Annotated in this window: 13 protein-coding genes and 1 pseudogene; 5 read left to right on the top strand and 9 right to left on the bottom strand. The window is 70.6% G+C overall.

What is annotated here, in order from left to right:
* Positions 1-190 precede the first annotated feature (190 nt).
* Positions 191-2,378, bottom strand: a pseudogene (locus HMPREF0731_RS09255) (primosomal protein N').
* A 113-nt stretch (positions 2,379-2,491) separates the two neighbouring features.
* Between HMPREF0731_RS09255 and fsa the strand changes: the two are divergent.
* The 3 genes from fsa (at position 2,492) to HMPREF0731_RS09240 (ending at position 4,751) form a co-directional block, all read left to right on the top strand.
* Complete coding sequence (gene fsa / locus HMPREF0731_RS09250; protein ID WP_007003836.1) at positions 2,492-3,148, top strand: fructose-6-phosphate aldolase; 657 nt, start codon at positions 2,492-2,494, stop codon at positions 3,146-3,148.
* Positions 3,149-3,231: 83 nt separating this feature from the next.
* Positions 3,232-3,831: a hypothetical protein gene (locus HMPREF0731_RS09245; RefSeq protein WP_040612613.1), complete on the top strand. Its 600-nt coding sequence runs from the start codon at positions 3,232-3,234 to the stop codon at positions 3,829-3,831.
* Positions 3,828-4,751, top strand: a complete 924-nt coding sequence (locus HMPREF0731_RS09240; protein WP_007003835.1) for a tyrosine recombinase XerC — start codon at positions 3,828-3,830, stop codon at positions 4,749-4,751. The genes HMPREF0731_RS09245 and HMPREF0731_RS09240 overlap by 4 nt, the downstream gene beginning before the upstream one ends.
* 84 nt (positions 4,752-4,835) lie before the next feature.
* Here HMPREF0731_RS09240 and HMPREF0731_RS09235 read toward each other — a convergent pair whose 3' ends face one another.
* The 3 genes from HMPREF0731_RS09235 to lpdA all read right to left on the bottom strand — a co-directional run bounded on the left by HMPREF0731_RS09235 (position 4,836) and on the right by lpdA (position 7,126).
* Positions 4,836-5,117 (bottom strand): PGPGW domain-containing protein, encoded by a 282-nt coding sequence (locus tag HMPREF0731_RS09235; protein ID WP_007003834.1) that lies wholly within the window; start codon positions 5,115-5,117, stop codon positions 4,836-4,838.
* A 59-nt stretch (positions 5,118-5,176) separates the two neighbouring features.
* Positions 5,177-5,653 carry an aminoacyl-tRNA deacylase gene (locus tag HMPREF0731_RS09230; protein WP_007003833.1) on the bottom strand — a complete coding sequence of 159 codons (477 nt, stop codon included), beginning with the start codon at positions 5,651-5,653 and terminating at the stop codon, positions 5,177-5,179.
* An 81-nt stretch (positions 5,654-5,734) separates the two neighbouring features.
* Entirely contained in the window at positions 5,735-7,126 is a 1,392-nt protein-coding gene (lpdA, locus tag HMPREF0731_RS09225; protein WP_040612612.1) for a dihydrolipoyl dehydrogenase, read from the bottom strand.
* Between the two features lie 153 nt (positions 7,127-7,279).
* Between lpdA and HMPREF0731_RS09220 the strand changes: the two genes are divergently transcribed.
* On the top strand, positions 7,280-8,140 hold the full coding sequence (locus tag HMPREF0731_RS09220) for an AraC family transcriptional regulator (RefSeq protein WP_040612610.1): 861 nt from the start codon (positions 7,280-7,282) through the stop codon (positions 8,138-8,140).
* Between the two features lie 122 nt (positions 8,141-8,262).
* Positions 8,263-9,252, top strand: coding sequence for a tripartite tricarboxylate transporter substrate binding protein (locus HMPREF0731_RS09215; protein WP_007003830.1), 990 nt, complete (start codon positions 8,263-8,265; stop codon positions 9,250-9,252).
* Between the two features lie 136 nt (positions 9,253-9,388).
* Here HMPREF0731_RS09215 and odhB read toward each other — a convergent pair whose 3' ends face one another.
* The 5 genes from odhB to mdh form a co-directional block, all read right to left on the bottom strand.
* Positions 9,389-10,624, bottom strand: coding sequence for a 2-oxoglutarate dehydrogenase complex dihydrolipoyllysine-residue succinyltransferase (odhB, locus tag HMPREF0731_RS09210; protein WP_007003829.1), 1,236 nt, complete (start codon positions 10,622-10,624; stop codon positions 9,389-9,391).
* 45 nt (positions 10,625-10,669) lie between these two features.
* Complete coding sequence (locus HMPREF0731_RS09205) at positions 10,670-13,546, bottom strand: 2-oxoglutarate dehydrogenase E1 component (protein WP_040612807.1); 2,877 nt, start codon at positions 13,544-13,546, stop codon at positions 10,670-10,672.
* A gap of 209 nt (positions 13,547-13,755) precedes the next feature.
* Entirely contained in the window at positions 13,756-14,646 is an 891-nt protein-coding gene (gene sucD / locus HMPREF0731_RS09200) for a succinate--CoA ligase subunit alpha (RefSeq protein ID WP_007003827.1), read from the bottom strand.
* 1 nt (position 14,647) lies between these two features.
* Positions 14,648-15,844 (bottom strand): ADP-forming succinate--CoA ligase subunit beta, encoded by a 1,197-nt coding sequence (sucC, locus tag HMPREF0731_RS09195; protein ID WP_007003826.1) that lies wholly within the window; start codon positions 15,842-15,844, stop codon positions 14,648-14,650.
* 96 nt (positions 15,845-15,940) lie between these two features.
* The gene (gene mdh, locus HMPREF0731_RS09190) at positions 15,941-16,894 is read right to left on the bottom strand and encodes a malate dehydrogenase (RefSeq protein ID WP_007003825.1); all 954 of its coding nucleotides are present in this window, start codon (positions 16,892-16,894) and stop codon (positions 15,941-15,943) included.
* Between the last annotated feature and the right edge of the window lie 299 nt (positions 16,895-17,193).

Genomic DNA, 17,193 nt, shown 5'->3' with positions numbered 1-17,193 from the left:
TTGCTATCCCGGCGTCCGGCCGCGCGGCCCGTGCCCCTGGGGGCGGTTCCGGCGGTTGGACAGGTTTCGACGCGCGCGGGCAAAGCCCGCCGCGGCGGCCCGGCATTAACACAGTGTGTCGCAACGCGGCAACGGGGGCTGCCACGGATTCCTTACCCCCGCGTCATGGCGCGGGCATATTTCCGCCCCCTCAGAGGAACCCCACCGGGTCCACATCCACCTGCACCCGCACCGCCGCGGGGATGGCGATGCGGGACAGCCACTCCCGCAGCAGCGGCTGCACGGCGATGTCGCGCCGCGCCTTCAGCAGCAGCCGCCGCCGGTGCCGCCCGCGCAGCAGGGCCAGCGGCGCCGGCGCCGGGCCCAGCACCTCCCACCCCCTCGCCGCGCGGCGCGGCGAGGCCGAGATCGCGGGCCACCCGGTCGGCCTCCCGCTCATCCTCGGCCGAGACGATCAGCGCGGCCAGCCGGCCGAAGGGTGGCCAGTGGCCGGGGCGGCGGCCTTCCGCCTCCGCCTGCATGAAGGCATCCAGGTCGCCGGAGACAAGGGCCTCCAGCACCGGATGCTCCGGATTCCAGCTTTGCAGCAGCACGCGCCCCGGCGCCTCGGCGCGGCCGGCGCGGCCGGCCACCTGGTGCAGCAGCTGCACGGTGCGCTCGGCGGCGCGCAGATCGCCCCCCGCCAGGCCGAGATCGGCATCCACCACCCCCACCAGCGTCAGATGCGGGAAGTGCCAGCCCTTGGCGACGATCTGGGTGCCGATGATCAGGTCCACCTCGCGCGCGGCGATGGCCCGCGCCGCCTCCGCCGCCGCCGCCGGGCCGGGGATGGTGTCGGAGGCCATGACCAGCCGCCGCGCCTCCGGGAAGAGCTGCGCCGCCTCCTCCTGCACCCGCTCCACCCCCGGGCCGAGCGGCGTCAGGCTGCCCTCGGCGCCGCATTCCGGGCAGTTCTCGGGAATCGATTCGGTGTGCCCGCAATGGTGGCACTGCAGGGTGCGCCGCACCCGGTGCTCGACCAGCCAGGCGGTGCAGTTGGGGCAGCGCAGCCGGTGGCCGCAGCTGCGGCACAGCGTCAGCGGCGCGTAGCCGCGGCGGTTGAGGAACAGCATCGCCTGCTGCCCGGCCGCCAGCGTCTCCCGCACCGCCGTCACCAGCGGCGAGCTGAGGAAGCGGCCGCGCTCCGGTGGGGTGCGGCGCTGGTCGATCACCGTCACCGCCGGCAGCGCCGCCCCGCCATGCCGCTCCGGCAGGTGCAGGCTGGCATAGCGGCCGGTCTCGGCATTGGTCAGCGTCTCCAGGCTCGGCGTCGCCGAGACCAGCACGCAGGCCGCCTGGGACAGCCGCGCCCGCACCACCGCCATGTCGCGGGCGTGGTAGACGACGCCCTCCTCCTGCTTGAACGCCGTCTCGTGCTCCTCATCGACGATGATCAGGCCGAGATCGGGATAGGGCAGGAACAGCGCCGAGCGGGCGCCGACCAGGGCGGCCACCCGCCCCTCCGCCACCGCGCGCCAGGTGTCGCGCCGGCGGCGGCTGCCCAGCTCGGAATGCCACAGCGCCGGCGGGCCGCCGAAGCGGCGCTCGAACCGCTCCAGCCACTGGGTGGAGAGCGCGATCTCCGGCAGCAGCACCAGCGCCTGTCGGCCCTGCGCCACGCATTCCGCCACCGCCTCCAGATAGACCTCGGTCTTGCCCGAGCCGGTGACGCCGGTCAGCAGCGTCACGCCGAAGCTTTTGGCCGCCGTGGCCTGGCGCAGCGCGGCGGCCACCGCCTGCTGCTCCGCCCCCAGCACCGGACCGGGCCGGTCGATGTCGGGACTGAAAAAACTCTCGCCGGCCGGCAGCAGGGCGGATTCCAGCAGCCCGGCCTCCGCCATGCCGCGCACCACGCCGGAAGACACCCCGGCCTCGGCGGCGATGGCGGCGGCGCTCTGCACATCGCCCGGCTCCAGCACGTCCAGCACCTGGCGGCGCGCCGGCGTCAGCTTCGCCTCGCCGCGCTTGGCGCGCTGCCCGGCGGCCGAGAGCCGCCAGCCCGCCTTGGCGCTGGGCGGCTCCAGCGCCGCCGGCGCGCTCATCGCCATGCGCAGCACGGCGCCGGGCGGGCTCAGCGTGTAGGCCGCCACCCAGTCGACGAATTTGCGCAGGCTCTGCGTCATCGGCGGCACGTCGAACACGCCCAGCATGTCGCGCAGCCGCTTCTCCGGCAGGTTGGGGTCGGCCTCGCCATCCCACACCACGCCGACCATGCTGCGCCCCGACAGCGGCACCTCGACAAAGGCGCCCGGCGGCGGCGGCTCCGGCCAGGACGCCGGCACCCGGTAGTCATAGGCCCCGGCCAGGGGCAAAGGCAGCAGCACGCGCAGACGAGCCATGCCCCCCTTCTCCGCCCGCGCGGCCTTTCGTTCAACACCCCCCTTCCGCTACAAGGCGGCATCGCCGGCGGGGGAACCGCCGCTTCCCCCCCAAAGCAGCAGGAAATGCCCGCATGAAGTTCTTCGTCGACACCGCCGAGGTGTCCGAGATCCGCGCCCTGGCCGAGCTCGGCATGGTCGATGGCGTCACCACCAACCCCTCGCTGATCGCCAAGTCCGGCCGCAACATGGCCGAGGTGATCGCCGAGATCTGCACCGTGACCCCCGGCCATGTCTCCGCCGAGGTCACCGCCACCGACTATGAGGGCATGCTGGCCGAGGGCCGCTTCCTGCGCGGCATCGCCGAGAATGTCTGCGTCAAGGTGCCGCTGACCGAGGCCGGGCTGCGCGTCTGCCGGACGCTGACCGACGAAGGCACGCCGGTGAACGTGACGCTCTGCTTCTCGCCGGTGCAGGCGCTGCTGGCCGCCAAGGCGGGCGCCACCTACATCTCGCCCTTCGTCGGCCGCCTCGACGACCTGGCGCAGGACGGCATGCAGCTGATCGCCGACATCGTGCAGATCTACGGCAACTACCCGAACCTGACGACCCAGGTGCTGGTCGCCTCCATCCGCCACCCGCTGCACATGGCCCAGGCGGCCAAGCTCGGCGCCGATGTGGCCACCCTGCCGCCGGCCGTCATCCGCCAGCTGATCAAGCACCCGCTGACCGATCGCGGCCTGGAAGCCTTCCTGGCGGATTGGAAGAAGACCGGGCAGTCTATCCTCTGAACGGGTTTCCGAGGGGGGCTCTGCCCCCCTCGGGCTCCCCCGCCAGGAACCTGAGGTTCCTGGACCTCCCATCTGGGGGACACATGCAGCCGGATGACGTCGCCAGCTGGCTCCGCCAGAACCCGGATTTCCTGGCCGAACGGCCGGAGCTCTACCGCAGCCTGACGCCGCCCCGCCGCATCCATGGCGAAGGCCTGGCCGACCACATGGCCGCCATGCTGGCCGCCGAACGCGCCGCCACCCGCGACGTGGCCGAGGCCGCCCGCGAAGCCGCCGGCTTCGCCGCCCGCACCCGCGCCGCCATCCTGGCCCTCATCCCGTCCCGCGACCCGGCCGAGACGGTGCGCCAGGAATGGCCCGATCTGCTCGGCCTGGCGCATTGCGCCCTGGCCAGCGAAGGCCAGGCCGCGCCCCATTGGCTGCCGCTGCCCGCCGGCAGCGTCGCCCGCCTGCTGCCCGCCGGCCGCGACGCCCTGCTGCGCGAAACCCCCGACGACCTGCCCCTGCTGCACGCCGAGGCCGCGCCGCTGATCTGCTGCGACGCCCTGGCCCGCCTGCCCCTGCCCGGCCCCCCCGCCCTGCTGGTGCTCGGCGCCCGCGCCCGCAGCGACCTGCCGCAACAGGGCGCCACCCCGCATTTGCAATTCCTGGCGCGCGCCCTGGCCGCCGCCCTGCTGCGATGAGCGCCCCCCGCACCGCCCTCGAGGCCCGCGCCCTCTGGCTCGACTGGCTGGAGAAGGAGCGCCGCGCCAGCCGCCACACCCTGGCCGCCTATGGCGCCGACCTCGCCGAGTTCCTGGGCTTCCTGACGCGCCACCTCGGCGCCGAGCCGGATTTCGCCGCGCTGCAGGCGCTGCGCCCGGCCGATCTGCGCGCCTTCCTGGCCGAGCGCGCCATGCGCGACGGCGTCGGCAACGCCACCCGCGCCCGGCAGCTGGCGGCCATCCGCGGCTTCCTGCGCTTCCTGGCCAAAAGGCACGGGCTGGTGCCGCAGGCCATCGCGGGTCTGCGCGGGCCGAAGGTGGTGCCCCCCGCCCCGCGCCCGCTGACCCCCGACCAGGCGCTGGACGTGACGCGCGATGCCGGCAGCGTCGAGAACTCCACTGTGCTGGCGCTGCGCGACAGCGCGCTGTTCACCCTGCTCTATGGCTGCGGGCTGCGCATCTCCGAGGCGCTGGCGCTGAACCTCGCCGATGCGCCGCGCGCCGGCGCCGGGCTGAAGGTGCGCGGCAAGGGCGACAAGGAACGCGTCGTGCCGGTGCTGCCCGCGGTGGAGCAGGCGATCGCCGCCTATCTGCGGCTGCGCGGCGGGGGGGAGCCGGATGCGCCGCTGTTCCTCGGCGCGCGCGGCGGGCGGCTGGATGCCGGCATGGCGCAGCGGGCGCTGCGCAACTACCGCCGCCTGGTGGGCCTGCCGGAATCGGCGACGCCGCATGCGCTGCGGCATTCCTTCGCGACGCATCTGCTGACGGCGGGGGCGGATCTGCGCTCGATCCAGGAGCTGCTGGGCCATGCCAGCCTCTCCACCACCCAGCGCTACACCAGCGTCGATTCGGCGCGGCTGCTGGAAACCTGGCAGAAGGCGCATCCGCGGGCGCGGTAGCGGAAGAAAGACGGGGGAGAATGAATTCTCCCCCGGCCCCCTCTTCTTTTTTCTGTCAGGGCCGGCCGCCGCTGGCGGCCGGCGTCAGGCAGCGCCGAATTGGCGGCGCAGCCAGGCCGTGCCGTTGCGGCAGCGCTGGGCCAGGCGATCCTCCAGCGCGCCCATGCGGTCCACCTGGGCGGGCCAGCGGGCATGGCACCAGGCCAGGCTGCGCTGGCTCCAGGCATGTTGCTCGCGCAGCACGAAGAGGCCGAGCACCAGCGGGATGATGCCGTTCAGGAAGGGCAGGACCAGCCCGATCACGCCCAGCACCAGCAGCGACCAGCCGGCCAGCTTGCGTTTCCAGGAGGGACGATAGGTGAGCATGCCGGGCAGATGGCGCTGGCGACGGCCTGCCTCAAGCCGGGCTGGCGCGGAGGTGAGGCTCAGGCGGCAATGGCGGCCGGCTTCGCCCCCAACGCCGCCACCGCCGCCGCCGGGTCCTCCAGCCGCAGTTGCAGGCCGCGCTGGCCGCCATTGACGAAGACATAGGGCTCGGCCAGCGCCGCCTGCTCGATGAAGAGCGGCACGCGCTTCTTCTGGCCGAAGGGGGAGATGCCGCCCACGCGGTAGCCGGTGATGCGCTCGGCATCCGGCACGCGCAGCATCTGGGCGGATTTGCCGCCGCCGGCGGCGGCCAGCTTCTTCATCGACACCTCGCGGTCGGAGGGGAGGATGACGCAGACGGGCTTGCCGTCGATCTCGGCCATCAGGGTCTTGAGGACGCGCCCGGGCGGTTCGCCCAGGGCGGCCGCCGCCTGCAGCCCGATGCTGTCGGCCTCCGGGTCGTAGGCGTAGGTGACGGCCGTGAAGGCGATGCCCGCCTTCTGCGCCGCGAGGGTGGCCGGTGTCCCCTTGGACATGGTGGAGCCCCTGATGGCGGGGTCCGGGGGGACCCTGTCCCCCCGGCGGTGGGGTCTGGGGAGGCGGAGCCTCCCCAGAAGTCAGATGTGCAGCGCGCGCCCGTCCACGGCCAGCGCCGCTTCCTTGACGGCTTCCTGCAGCGTCGGGTGGGCGTGGCAGGTGCGGGCGATGTCCTCGGCCGAGGCGCCGAACTCCATGGCGATGGCGGCCTCGGCGATCAGCGTGCCGGCATCCGGCCCCAGGATATGGACGCCGAGGACCTTGTCGGTCTCCTTGTCCGCCAGGATCTTCACGAAGCCATCGGTGTCGCCCATGGCGCGGGCGCGGCCATTGGCCATGAAGGGGAATTTGCCGGTCTTGTAGGCCTGGCCGCGCGCCTTCAGCTCCTCCTCGGTCTCGCCGACCGAGGCGATTTCCGGCCAAGTGTACACCACGGCCGGGATGACGTTGTAGTTCACATGCCCCGCCTGGCCGGCCAGCATCTCGGCCAGGGCGACGCCCTCATCCTCGGCCTTGTGGGCCAGCATGGCGCCGGCGATGACGTCGCCGATGGCGTAGATGCCGGGGACATTGGTGGCGAAATGCCCATCGGTCTTGACCCGGCCGCGCTCATCCAGCTCGACGCCGATCTCGGCGAGGCCGAGGCCGTCCGTGTAGGCGCGGCGGCCGATGGCCAGCAGCACCACATCGGCCTTGATCTCCTCGGCCGCGCCGCCGGCGGCGGGCTCGACCGTCAGGGTGACGCCCTCGGCCGACTTGGCGGCCGCGGTCACCTTGGACTTCAGCTTGAACTTGAAGCCCTGCTTGGTCAGCACGCGCTCGAACTGCTTGGCGGTCTCGGCGTCCATGCCGGGGGCCAGGCGGTCGAGATACTCGACCACCGTCACCTCGGCGCCGAGGCGGCGCCACACCGAGCCCAGCTCCAGCCCGATCACGCCGCCGCCGATGACGACCATGTGGCCGGGCACCTTCTCCAGCTCCAGCGCGCCGGTCGAGGTGACGATCTGCTTCTCATCCACCTCGACGCCGCGCAGCGGCGCGCTGTCGGAGCCGGTGGCGATGACGATGTGCTTGGCGTCGTAGCTCTGGCCGGCGACCTCGACCTTGCCGGGGGCGGTGATCTTCCCGGCGCCCTTCAGCCAGGTGATCTTGTTCTTCTTGAAGAGGAACTCGACGCCCTTGACGTTGGCCGAGACCACCTCGCCCTTGCGGGCCTGCATGCGGGCCAGGTCGAGCTTCACGCCATCGACCAGGATGCCGTGATCGGCAAACTTGTGCTTGGTCTCCTCGAAGGCTTCCGAGGATTGCAGCAGCGCCTTGGAGGGGATGCAGCCGATGTTCAGGCAGGTGCCGCCCAGCGTGTCGCGCTTCTCCACGCAGGCCACCTTCATGCCGAGCTGCGCCGCGCGGATGGCGCAGACATAGCCGCCGGGGCCGGCGCCGATGACAATGACGTCGAAGCTGTCGGACATGGTCGAGGGGTCCTGCCTGTCAATGGTGCCGGCAAACTGGCCTCTGGCGCGGCGCGGAGCAAGGGGGCAGCGGCGCCGCCCTGCCATTCGCAAGCGCGATCAATCGCATCCCGGGCAGGATGGCGGCGGATGGAGAGAGGAAGGACGCACCGGATGCCCCGCAGGAGCCTGACGCTGCGCGACTATGCCCGGCGCATCGACCGCGTGGTGGCGTGGCTGGCCGCGCATCCGGGGCGCGAGCCGCGGCTGGAGGAGCTGGCGGCGGTGGCCGCCTTCTCGCCCTGCCATTTCCACCGGATCTACCGGCTGCTGACCGGCGAGACCCCGGCGGAGACCATGGCGCGGCAGCGGCTGCAGCTGGCCGCGGCGTCGCTGCTGAAGACTCGGCAGGGCATCGCCGGCATCGCGGCGCAGGCCGGCTATGGCAGTGTCGCCGCCTTCAGCCGCGCCTTCCGCGCCAGCTATGGGCTGCCGCCGGCGGCCTATCGCCGGCGCGGCGGCCTGACCCCTTTCCTCCGCCCCGCAACGACCGAGATGGAGACGACGATGTTCGAGGTGACGCAACGCGACCTGCCGCCCCTGCGCCTGGCCGCGCTGGCGCATCAGGGCCCCTATGACCGAATCGGCGAGCGCTTCGACGCGCTGACCGCGCTCGGCCAGGGCCATGGGCTGCTGGGGCCGGAGACGGAATGGTACGGCCTGTATTACGACGATCCGCACAGCGTGAAGCCGGCCGAGCTGCGCAGCGCCGCCGGCTTCACCCTGCCCGCCGGCGCCGAGCCCCCTGCCCCCGCCACCCTGCTGACCCTGCCGGCGCAGCGCGTCGCCGTGCTGCGCTTCCAGGGCCCCTATGCCGAGCTGGAGGGCGCCTATACCTGGCTCTATCGCGACTGGCTGCCGAAAAGCGGCGAGGAGCCGGCGGATGCCCCCTGCCTGGAGCTCTACCTGAATGATTGCCGCAGCCTGCCGCCGGCCGAATGGCTGACGGAGATCCTGCTGCCGCTGCAGCGCTGACCCGCCGGCCGGGCGGCGGCGGGACCGGCGCCACCGCCCGGCTTGTCAGCCACGCCGCGCTTCTGCCACGCTCTCCGCAACGGGGCCGCAACAAGGCCCCGGCCGAACTGGGAGACGCGACCATGACCGAAGCCCGCGCGGTGCTGCCGCGCCGTGCCGCCCTGGCCCTTGCCGCCGCCACCCTCGCCACGCCGCTGGCCCGGCCGGCCCTGGCGCAGGGCTTCCCCGCCCGGCCGATCCGGCTGATGGTGCCCTGGCCGCCCGGCGGCTCGGCCGATGCGCAGCTGCGCTCGCTGGCCGATCTCGCGACGCGCAGCCTGGGCCAGCCGGTGGTGGTGGAGAACCGCTCCGGCGCGCGCGGCCTGCTCGCCGCCCAGGCGCTGCTGCAGGCCCAGCCGGATGGCTACACGCTGGCGCAGCACCATCTCTCGGTCATCCGCCACCCCTTCCTGACCAAGGCGCGCTCCTGGGACCCGGTGGAGGATTTCACCCCGATCATCGGGCTCACCGGCTGGCTGTTCGGCGTGGTGGTGCGCAGCGACAGCCCGATCACCAGCTGGGCCGAGTATGTGGCGGCGGCCAAGGCGCGGCCGGGCATGATGACCTATTCCACCAGCGGCATCGGCACCACCAACCACCTGGCCATGGAGGATATCTGCAGCCGGCTCGGCATCCAGATGACCCATGTGCCCTTCCGCGGCACCACCGAGGGGGTGACCGCCCTGCTGGGGCGGCAGATCGACAGCATCGCCGACAGCTCCGCCTGGGTGCCGCAGGTCGAGGCCGGGCAGTTCCGCCTGCTCAGCGTCTGGTCGCCGGAACGCGCCAAGCGCTTCCCCGACGTGCCGACGCTGCGGGAGCTGGGGATCGATCTGGCCGTCACCTCGCCCTATGGCATCGCCGGGCCGAAGGGCATGGACCCCGGCGTGGTGCGGGTGCTGCACGACGCCATGAAGACCGCGCTGCTCAGCCCGGAGAACACCGCCATCCGGGAGAAATGGGACATGCCGCTGAACTATCTCGACACCGAGGCCTACCGCACCTTCACGGTGCAGCGCGCGGCCTATGAGAAGGAGATGGTGACGCGGCTCAATCTCAGCATCGACGGGTAGCCTCCTGGGGGAGGCTCTGCCTCCCCCAGACCCCCTGCCGCCGGGGGGACAGGGTCCCCCCGGACCCCGCCATCGGATAAAAAAAGCCAGGGCCGCGATGCGGCCCTGGCTCTATTTGGTCAGCGCGGGCTGAGGCTTAGATATCGAGCATCAGGCGGCGCGGATCCTCCAGGCTCTCCTTCACGCGCACCAGGAAGGACACGGCCTCCTTCCCGTCGACGATGCGGTGATCGTAGGAGAGCGCCAGATACATCATCGGGCGGATCTCGATCTTGCCGCCGACGACCATGGCCCGCTCCTTGATGGAGTGCATGCCCAGGATGCCGGACTGCGGCGGGTTCAGGATCGGCGTCGACATCAGCGAGCCATAGATGCCGCCATTGGTGATGGTGAAGCTGCCGCCCGCCATCTCCTCCAGCTTCAGCTGGCCGTCGCGCACCCGCTTGCCGAAATCGGTGATCGACTTCTCGATCTGCGCGAAGGACATCTGGTCGGCATTCTTCAGCACCGGCACGACCAGGCCCGAGGGCCCGCCCACCGCGATGCCCATATGCACGAAGTTCTTGTAGACGATGTCGTCGCCGTCGATCTCGGCGTTGACCGCCGGGAACTCCTTCAGCGCCGCGACGCAGGCCTTCACGAAGAAGGACATGAAGCCGAGCTTCACGCCCTGCTTCTTCTCGAACACGTCCTTGTACTCGTTCCGCAGCGCCATCACCGCGCCCATGTCCACCTCGTTGAAGGTGGTCAGCATGGCGGCGGTGTTCTGCGCCTCCTTCAGCCGGACGGCGATGGTCTTGCGCAGGCGGGTCATCTTCACCCGCTCCTCGCCGCCTTCCAGCGCGCGCGGCGCCTTGGGCGCGGCCTTGGCGGCGGGCGCCGAGGCGGCGGGGCTGGCCAGGAAGGACTGCACATCGCCCTTGCTGATGCGGCCATCCTTGGCGGTGCCGGCGCCGATCTGCTCGGCCGAGACCTTGTTCTCCGCCATCATCTTGGCGGCGGCCGGCAGCGGCGCATGGCCGCTGCCCGGACGCGACAGCGGGCCGGTCTCGGGCCGGTTCGGCTCGACCTTCGGCGCCGCCGGGGCGGCGGCGGCCGGGGCCGGCTTCTCGGTGGCCTTGGGCGAGACCTTGCCCTCGCCGGCCGCGATCACGCCGAGCACGGCGCCCGGCTCGACCTCGGCCCCCTCATCGGCGGTGATGGATTCCAGCACGCCGGCCTGCGGCGCGTTGACCTCCACCGTCACCTTGTCGGTCTCCAGCTCCACCAGCGGCTCATCGGCGGCCACCGCGTCACCGGCCTTCTTCATCCACTTCGCCACGGTGGCGGTGGACACGCTCTCGCCCAGGGTGGGCACCACAATCTCGGTCATTCTGCCGTAGCCTCTTTGCCGGTGCGATGATGGCTCAGGTTGGGATCAGGACAGGCCCAGCGCATCGCGCACCAGGGCCTCCTGCTGCTGCTGGTGGATCTTGGCCAGGCCGGTGGCGGGGCTCGCCGCCTCCTCGCGGCCGACATAGGCCGGGCGCTTCGCCTTGACGTCCAGCTCGCCCAGCACCTTCTCGATGCGCCGGTCCACGAAGGTCCAGGCGCCCATGTTCTCGGGCTCCTCCTGGCACCAGACCACCTCGGCGTTCCTGTACTCGGCCAGCACCTTGGCCAGGCTGATGCGCGGGAAGGGATAGATCTGCTCGACGCGCACGATGGCGACGTCCTGCACCCCCTTGTCGCGGCGCTCCTGCAGCAGGTCGTAATAGACCTTGCCGGTGCAGAGCACGACGCGCTTCACCTGCTCGGCCGGCACCAGCGCGTCGACCTCGGGCAGGACGGTGCGGAAGGTGCTGCCGGGGGCGAAGTCGGAGAGCGAGCTGATCGCCAGCTTGTGGCGCAGCAGCGACTTCGGCGTCATCACCACCAGCGGCTTGCGGTAGTTGCGCTTCAGCTGGCGGCGCAGCGCGTGGAAGTAGTTGGCCGGGGTGGTGAAGTTGCACACCGCCATGTTGCGCTCGGCGCACATCTGCAGGTAGCGCTCGAGGCGGGCCGAGGAATGCTCCGGCCCCTGGCCCTCATAGCCATGCGGCAGCAGCATCACCAGGCCGGACATGCGCAGCCACTTGGTCTCGGCCGAGGCGATGAACTGGTCGATCACCACCTGGGCGCCATTGGCGAAGTCGCCGAACTGCGCCTCCCACAGCACCAGGGTCTGCGGGTCGGCCAGGGTGTAGCCATAGTCGAAGCCCAGCACGCCCATCTCGGAGAGCAGCGAGTTGAACGCCTCCATCCGCGCCTGGCCGTCGCGGATGTTGTTCAGCGGCATGTACTCCGCCTGGTTGGTCTGGTCGATCAGCACGCAATGGCGGTGGGAGAAGGTGCCGCGCTGCACATCCTCGCCCGAGAGGCGGACGCGGTGCCCCTCCAGCAGCAGGGAGCCGAAGGCCAGCGCCTCGCCGGTCGCCCAGTCGATGCCCTCGCCGCTCTCGATCGCCTGCTTCTTGGCCTCGAGCTGGCGGACGATCTTGGAGTTGGCGGTGAAGCCCTCCGGCACGCGGGACAGGGCCGAGCCCACCTCGCGCAGCGTGTCGAGGCTGACCGCGGTGTTGTCGTCCTTCTCCTCATCGTCCGAGCCGGCGGCCTTCAGCCCGGCCCAGTGGCCTTCCAGCCAGTCGGCCTTGTTCGGCTTGAAGCTCTGCGCGGCCTGGTAGGCCTCCTCGAGCTTGGCGTAGAAGGCGTCGAGCATCGCCTTGGAGTCTTCGGCCGGCACGGCGCCGGCGGCGGCCAGGCGCTCCGCATACTTGGTGCGGGTGGTCTTCAGCTCCTTGATCACGCCATACATGATCGGCTGGGTGAAGGCCGGCTCGTCGGTCTCGTTATGGCCGTGGCGGCGATAGCAGACGATGTCGAGCACGATGTCGGCGCCGAACTGCATGCGGTACTCGGCCGCGAGGCGCGCGCAGAACACCACCGCTTCCGGATCGTCGCCATTGACGTGCAGGATCGGCGCCTGGACCGACTTCGCGACATCGGTGCAGTACAGGCCCGAATAGGCGTGCAGCGGCACGGTGGTGAAGCCGATCTGGTTGTTCACCACGACATGCACGGTGCCGCCGGTGCGGTAGCCGATGAGCTGGCTCATCGCCAGCGTCTCATACACCACGCCCTGGCCGGCGAAGGCGGCATCGCCATGCAGCAGGATGCCCATGACGCTGCGGCGACCCTTGGTGTCGCCCGCCATGTCCTGGCGCGCGCGCACCTTGCCCACCACCACGGGGTCGACGACCTCGAGATGCGACGGGTTGGGTTGCAGCGACAGGTGGATGGTGCGGCCATTCACCTCGATATCGGTGGAGGTGCCGAGATGGTACTTCACGTCGCCCGAGCCCTGGACATCGTCCGGCTTGGCGGCGACGCCCTTGAACTCGGCGAAGACCTGGGTGAAGGGCTTCTTCACCACATTGACCAGCGTGTTCAGCCGGCCGCGATGCGGCATGCCGATGGCGATCTCATTGACGCCCTTGTCGGCCGAGGCCTCGATGATCGCCTGCAGGGCGGGGATGGTGACCTCGCCACCCTCCAGGCCGAAGCGCTTGGTGCCGACATATTTGCGCGCGCAGAAGGATTCGAAGCCCTCGGCCTCGGTCAGCTGCTGCAGGATGGTGCGGCGGGCGCTGGCGTCGAACTGCCGCGTCCAGGGCGCGCCCTCGACCCGCTGCTGGATCCAGGCCTTCTGCTCCGGGTCCTGGATGTGCATGAACTCGACGCCGATCGGCCCGCAATAGGTGGCGCGCAGGATCGACAGGATCTCGCGCAGCGAGGCCGTCTCCTTGCCCAGCACGCGGTCGATGAAGATCGGCCGGTCGAGATCGGCCCCGGTGAAGCCATAGGTCGCCGGGTCCAGCTCCGGATGCGGCGTGGCCTTCTGCAGGCCGAGCGGGTCGAGCTGCGCCTCCAGATGGCCGCGCACGCGATAGGCGCGGATCAGCATCAGGGCGCGGATCGAATCCAGCACCTGCTGGCGCGCGGCGGCCGGGTCGGCGGCGGCCGGCTTGGCCCCCTTCTTCGGGTCGGCCTTCGGCGCCTCGGGCTCGGGGGCGAAGCCGCCCTTCGGCCGCGGCGCCCAGGAGGCGCCGGCGGCGTCGTGCAGCACGGCCTTGGCATCGTCGTTCAGCGCCGCGAACAGCTCCTGGAAGGAGCTGTCCACGCTGTCCGGCTGCTGCACCCAGCGCGCATACATGTCGGCGAGGAAGGTGGCGTTCGCACCACTCATCGCGCTTGCCAGGATGTCGATACCGGCCATCATCTCCTCCTCGCCCAGGCCCCGCGGGGCATGGCGGTCAGCTCGCTGCTCTTGGCGTCAAAAGGCGGCGCCGCCCCCGATATGGGGACGGCGCATGGATAACATAGATGTAACGTCGCGACCTTGACGCAGGGCAAGCGGGGAATGGCGGGCCTGCATGGCAGACCCGCTTCCTTGGCCGTTCGCGTCTTGTCGCGACCCGCCCGGCATCAGCCGCGCAGGGCCTTCACCATGGTCGAGCCCAGCGCGGCCGGGCTCTCGGCGACATGGATGCCGGCCTCGCGCATGGCGCTCATCTTGGCCTCGGCGGTGTCCTTGCCGCCGGAGATGACGGCGCCGGCATGGCCCATGCGGCGGCCCGGAGGGGCGGTCGCACCGGCGATGAAGCCGACCACGGGCTTGTAGTTCTTCGAGCCCGGCTTGTTCTCGCGCCCCAGGAACTCGGCGGCCTGGATCTCCGACTGGCCGCCGATCTCGCCGATCATGATGATCGACTGGGTCTCGGGGTCGGCCAGGAACATCTCCAGGACTTCCGTGAAGTCGGTGCCCTTGACCGGGTCGCCGCCGATGCCGACGCAGGTCGACTGGCCAAGGCCGGCCGCCGTCGTCTGCGCCACCGCCTCATAGGTCAGCGTGCCGGAGCGCGAGACGATGCCGACGGTGCCGCGCTTGTGGATATGGCCCGGCATGATGCCGATCTTGCAGGCATCCGGCGTGATCACGCCCGGGCAGTTCGGCCCGATCAGGCGCGACTTGGAGCCGGAGAGCGCGCGCTTCACCTTGATCATGTCGGTCACCGGGATGCCCTCGGTGATGCAGATGATCAGCGGGATCTCGGCGTCGATGGCCTCCAGGATGCTGTCACCGGCGAAGGGCGGCGGCACATAGATGACCGAGGCGGTGGCGCCGGTGGCCTCGGCGCATTCGGCGACCGTGTTGAACACGGGCAGGCCGAGATGCGTCTGGCCGCCCTTGCCCGGGGTCACGCCGCCCACATACTTCGAGCCATAGGCGATGCCCTGCTCGGCGTGGAAGGTGCCCTGGCTTCCGGTGAAGCCCTGGGTCATCACCTTGGTGTTCGCGTCGACGAGGATGGCCATGTCAGTTGGCTCCCTTCACGGCGCGGACCACCTTCTCGGCGGCGTCGGCCAGGTTGTCGGCGGGGATGATCGCCAGGCCGGATTCGGCCAGGATCTTCTTGCCCAGATCGACGTTGGTGCCCTCCAGGCGCACGACCAGCGGCACCGACAGGGTCAGGTTCTTGGCGGCGACGACGATGCCATTGGCGATCATGTCGCACTTGGCGATGCCGCCGAAGATGTTCACCAGGATCGCCTTGACGTTGCTGTCCGAGGTGATGATGCGGAAGGCTTCCGTCACCCGCTCGGCCGTGGCGGTGCCGCCCACGTCCAGGAAGTTGGCCGGCGAGGAGCCGTACAGCTTGATGATGTCCATGGTGGCCATCGCGAGACCCGCGCCGTTCACCATGCAGCCGATCTCGCCATCGAGCGCGACATAGTTCAGGTCGTGCTTGACCGCCTCGAGCTCCTTCGGGTCCATCTCCGAATCATCGCGGAGCGCCTCGAGGTCCTTGTGGCGGAACAGGGCGTTGTCGTCGAAGGACACCTTGGCATCCAGCGCCACGATCTCGCCCGCGCCGGTGACGACCAGCGGGTTGATCTCGACGATGGCGCAATCCAGCTCGACGAAGGCCTTGTACATGGCCGTGACGAACTTGGTGAAGGAGGCGACCTGCTTGCCCTCCAGGCCGAGCCCGAAGGCCAGCTTGCGGCAATGGAAGCCGGAGACGCCCGAGGCCGGGTCGACCACCGCCTTCAGGATCTTCTCCGGATTGTGCTCGGCGACCTCCTCGATCTCCATGCCGCCTTCGGTCGACGCCATGATGACGATGCGGGAGCTGTCGCGGTCGACCAGCAGCGAGAGGTAGAGCTCGCGCTTGATGTCGCAGCCATCCTCGACATAGACGCGGCTGACGACCTTGCCGGCGGGGCCGGTCTGCTTGGTCACCAGGGTCTTGCCGATCATCGCCTCGGCGGCCGCCTTGACGTCGTCGACCGACTTGACGACGCGCACGCCGCCCTTGCCGTTGGGGTCTTCCTTGAAGCGGCCGGCGCCACGCCCGCCGGCGTGGATCTGGCTCTTCACCACATAGACGGGGCCGGGCAGCTTCCGGGCGGCCTCGGCCGCCTCCTCGGCGGTCCAGGCCACATGGCCGTCGAGCACCGCGACGCCGTAGCGGCGCAGCAGCTCCTTGCCCTGATACTCGTGAATGTTCATCCGCAGACCCTTTTCATGGGCTGGATGGCCGGGGCTCGGCCAGGAGGCCGGGGCGGGCGCCCCGGCCGAAGGAGCTCAGACGGAAGCGGCCGGGTCTCAGACGCCGAGCTTCTTGAAGTCCTCGATCAGCTTCTTCACCGCGTCGCAGGACTTGTCGAAGGCGGCCTTCTCGGCCTCGGTGAACTGCACCTCGACGATCTTCTCGACGCCCTTGTCGCCGATCACGACCGGCACGCCGACATAGAAGTCGTTCATGCCATACTGGCCGTTCAGCAGCACGGCGCAGGGCAGGACGCGCTTCTTGTCCTTCAGGTAGCTCTCGGCCATGGCGATCGCCGAGGCGGCCGGGGCGTAGAAGGCCGAGCCCTTCTCCAGCAGCTTGACGATCTCGCCGCCGCCATTGGCGGTGCGCGTCACGATGGCGTCGATCTTCTCCTGCGTCGACCAGCCCATCTTGATCAGGTCCGGCACCGGGATGCCGGCCACCGTCGAATAGCGGGTCAGCGGCACCATGGTGTCGCCATGGCCGCCCAGGACGAAGGCGGTCACGTCCTCGACCGAGACCCCGAACTCCTCGGCCAGGAACAGGCGGAAGCGCGCGGAATCCAGCACGCCGGCCATGCCGACGACCTTCTCCGGCGGCAGGCCGGACTTCTGCTGCAGCACCCACACCATCACGTCGAGCGGGTTGGTGATGCAGATGACGAAGGCGTTCGGGGCATAGGTCTTGATGCCCTCGGCGACCTTGGTGATGACCTCGGCGTTCTTGGTCAGCAGGTCGTCGCGGGTCATGCCCGGCAGACGGGGGAAGCCGGCGGTGACGATCACCACATCGGCGCCTTCGATGGCAGCATAGTCGGCGGCGCCGACCATCTTGCTGTCGAAGCCATCGACCGGGCCGGACTGCATGATGTCCAGGGCCTTGCCGGCGGCCACGCCGGCGAAGACGTCGAACAGGACGACATCGCCCAGTTCCTTGAGGCCGATCAGGTGGGCAAGCGTGCCACCGATGTTGCCGGCGCCAACCAGCGCAATCTTTTTGCGGGCCATGAGGAGAATCCTTCCCGAAGGCTTCGAGCGGGGCCGAGATCTGTATCGCGGTGCAGGCGCTACCTACTCCCGCCTCTCGGCCGCGACAAGGCGGCCGGGTGCCGGATTCGCCCGGCCCGGCCGCCAAACGTTACGCGATCCGTCAGAGCGGCAGGCAGCGCACCACGTCGTCATGCCCGCGCGCCAGCGTCGACATGGTGCCGACCGGGCATTCGCGCTGCTCGCCGCTGGCCTGGGGCAGGCCGGACTGCCAGGAGCGGGTCGGCGCGGCGCTGCGCGGCGCCGTCACGCGCGCGGCG

The sequence above is a fragment of the Pseudoroseomonas cervicalis ATCC 49957 genome (assembly GCF_000164635.1).
Lineage (GTDB): Bacteria > Pseudomonadota > Alphaproteobacteria > Acetobacterales > Acetobacteraceae > Pseudoroseomonas > Pseudoroseomonas cervicalis.
Note: the sequence above shows the minus strand (reverse complement) of the source record. Positions and strands in the feature narration are given on the sequence as shown.

Excerpts from the sequence above, each read along its gene's own strand:
- fsa (WP_007003836.1), top strand. The coding sequence starts at position 2,492 with ATGAAGTTCTTCGTCGACACCGCCGAGGTGTCCGAGATCCGCGCCCTG.
- HMPREF0731_RS09245 (WP_040612613.1), top strand. The coding sequence starts at position 3,232 with ATGCAGCCGGATGACGTCGCCAGCTGGCTCCGCCAGAACCCGGATTTC.
- HMPREF0731_RS09240 (WP_007003835.1), top strand. The coding sequence starts at position 3,828 with ATGAGCGCCCCCCGCACCGCCCTCGAGGCCCGCGCCCTCTGGCTCGAC.
- HMPREF0731_RS09235 (WP_007003834.1), bottom strand. The coding sequence starts at position 5,117 with ATGCTCACCTATCGTCCCTCCTGGAAACGCAAGCTGGCCGGCTGGTCG.
- HMPREF0731_RS09230 (WP_007003833.1), bottom strand. The coding sequence starts at position 5,653 with ATGTCCAAGGGGACACCGGCCACCCTCGCGGCGCAGAAGGCGGGCATC.
- lpdA (WP_040612612.1), bottom strand. The coding sequence starts at position 7,126 with ATGTCCGACAGCTTCGACGTCATTGTCATCGGCGCCGGCCCCGGCGGC.
- HMPREF0731_RS09220 (WP_040612610.1), top strand. The coding sequence starts at position 7,280 with ATGCCCCGCAGGAGCCTGACGCTGCGCGACTATGCCCGGCGCATCGAC.
- HMPREF0731_RS09215 (WP_007003830.1), top strand. The coding sequence starts at position 8,263 with ATGACCGAAGCCCGCGCGGTGCTGCCGCGCCGTGCCGCCCTGGCCCTT.
- odhB (WP_007003829.1), bottom strand. The coding sequence starts at position 10,624 with ATGACCGAGATTGTGGTGCCCACCCTGGGCGAGAGCGTGTCCACCGCC.
- HMPREF0731_RS09205 (WP_040612807.1), bottom strand. The coding sequence starts at position 13,546 with ATGGCCGGTATCGACATCCTGGCAAGCGCGATGAGTGGTGCGAACGCC.
- sucD (WP_007003827.1), bottom strand. The coding sequence starts at position 14,646 with ATGGCCATCCTCGTCGACGCGAACACCAAGGTGATGACCCAGGGCTTC.
- sucC (WP_007003826.1), bottom strand. The coding sequence starts at position 15,844 with ATGAACATTCACGAGTATCAGGGCAAGGAGCTGCTGCGCCGCTACGGC.
- mdh (WP_007003825.1), bottom strand. The coding sequence starts at position 16,894 with ATGGCCCGCAAAAAGATTGCGCTGGTTGGCGCCGGCAACATCGGTGGC.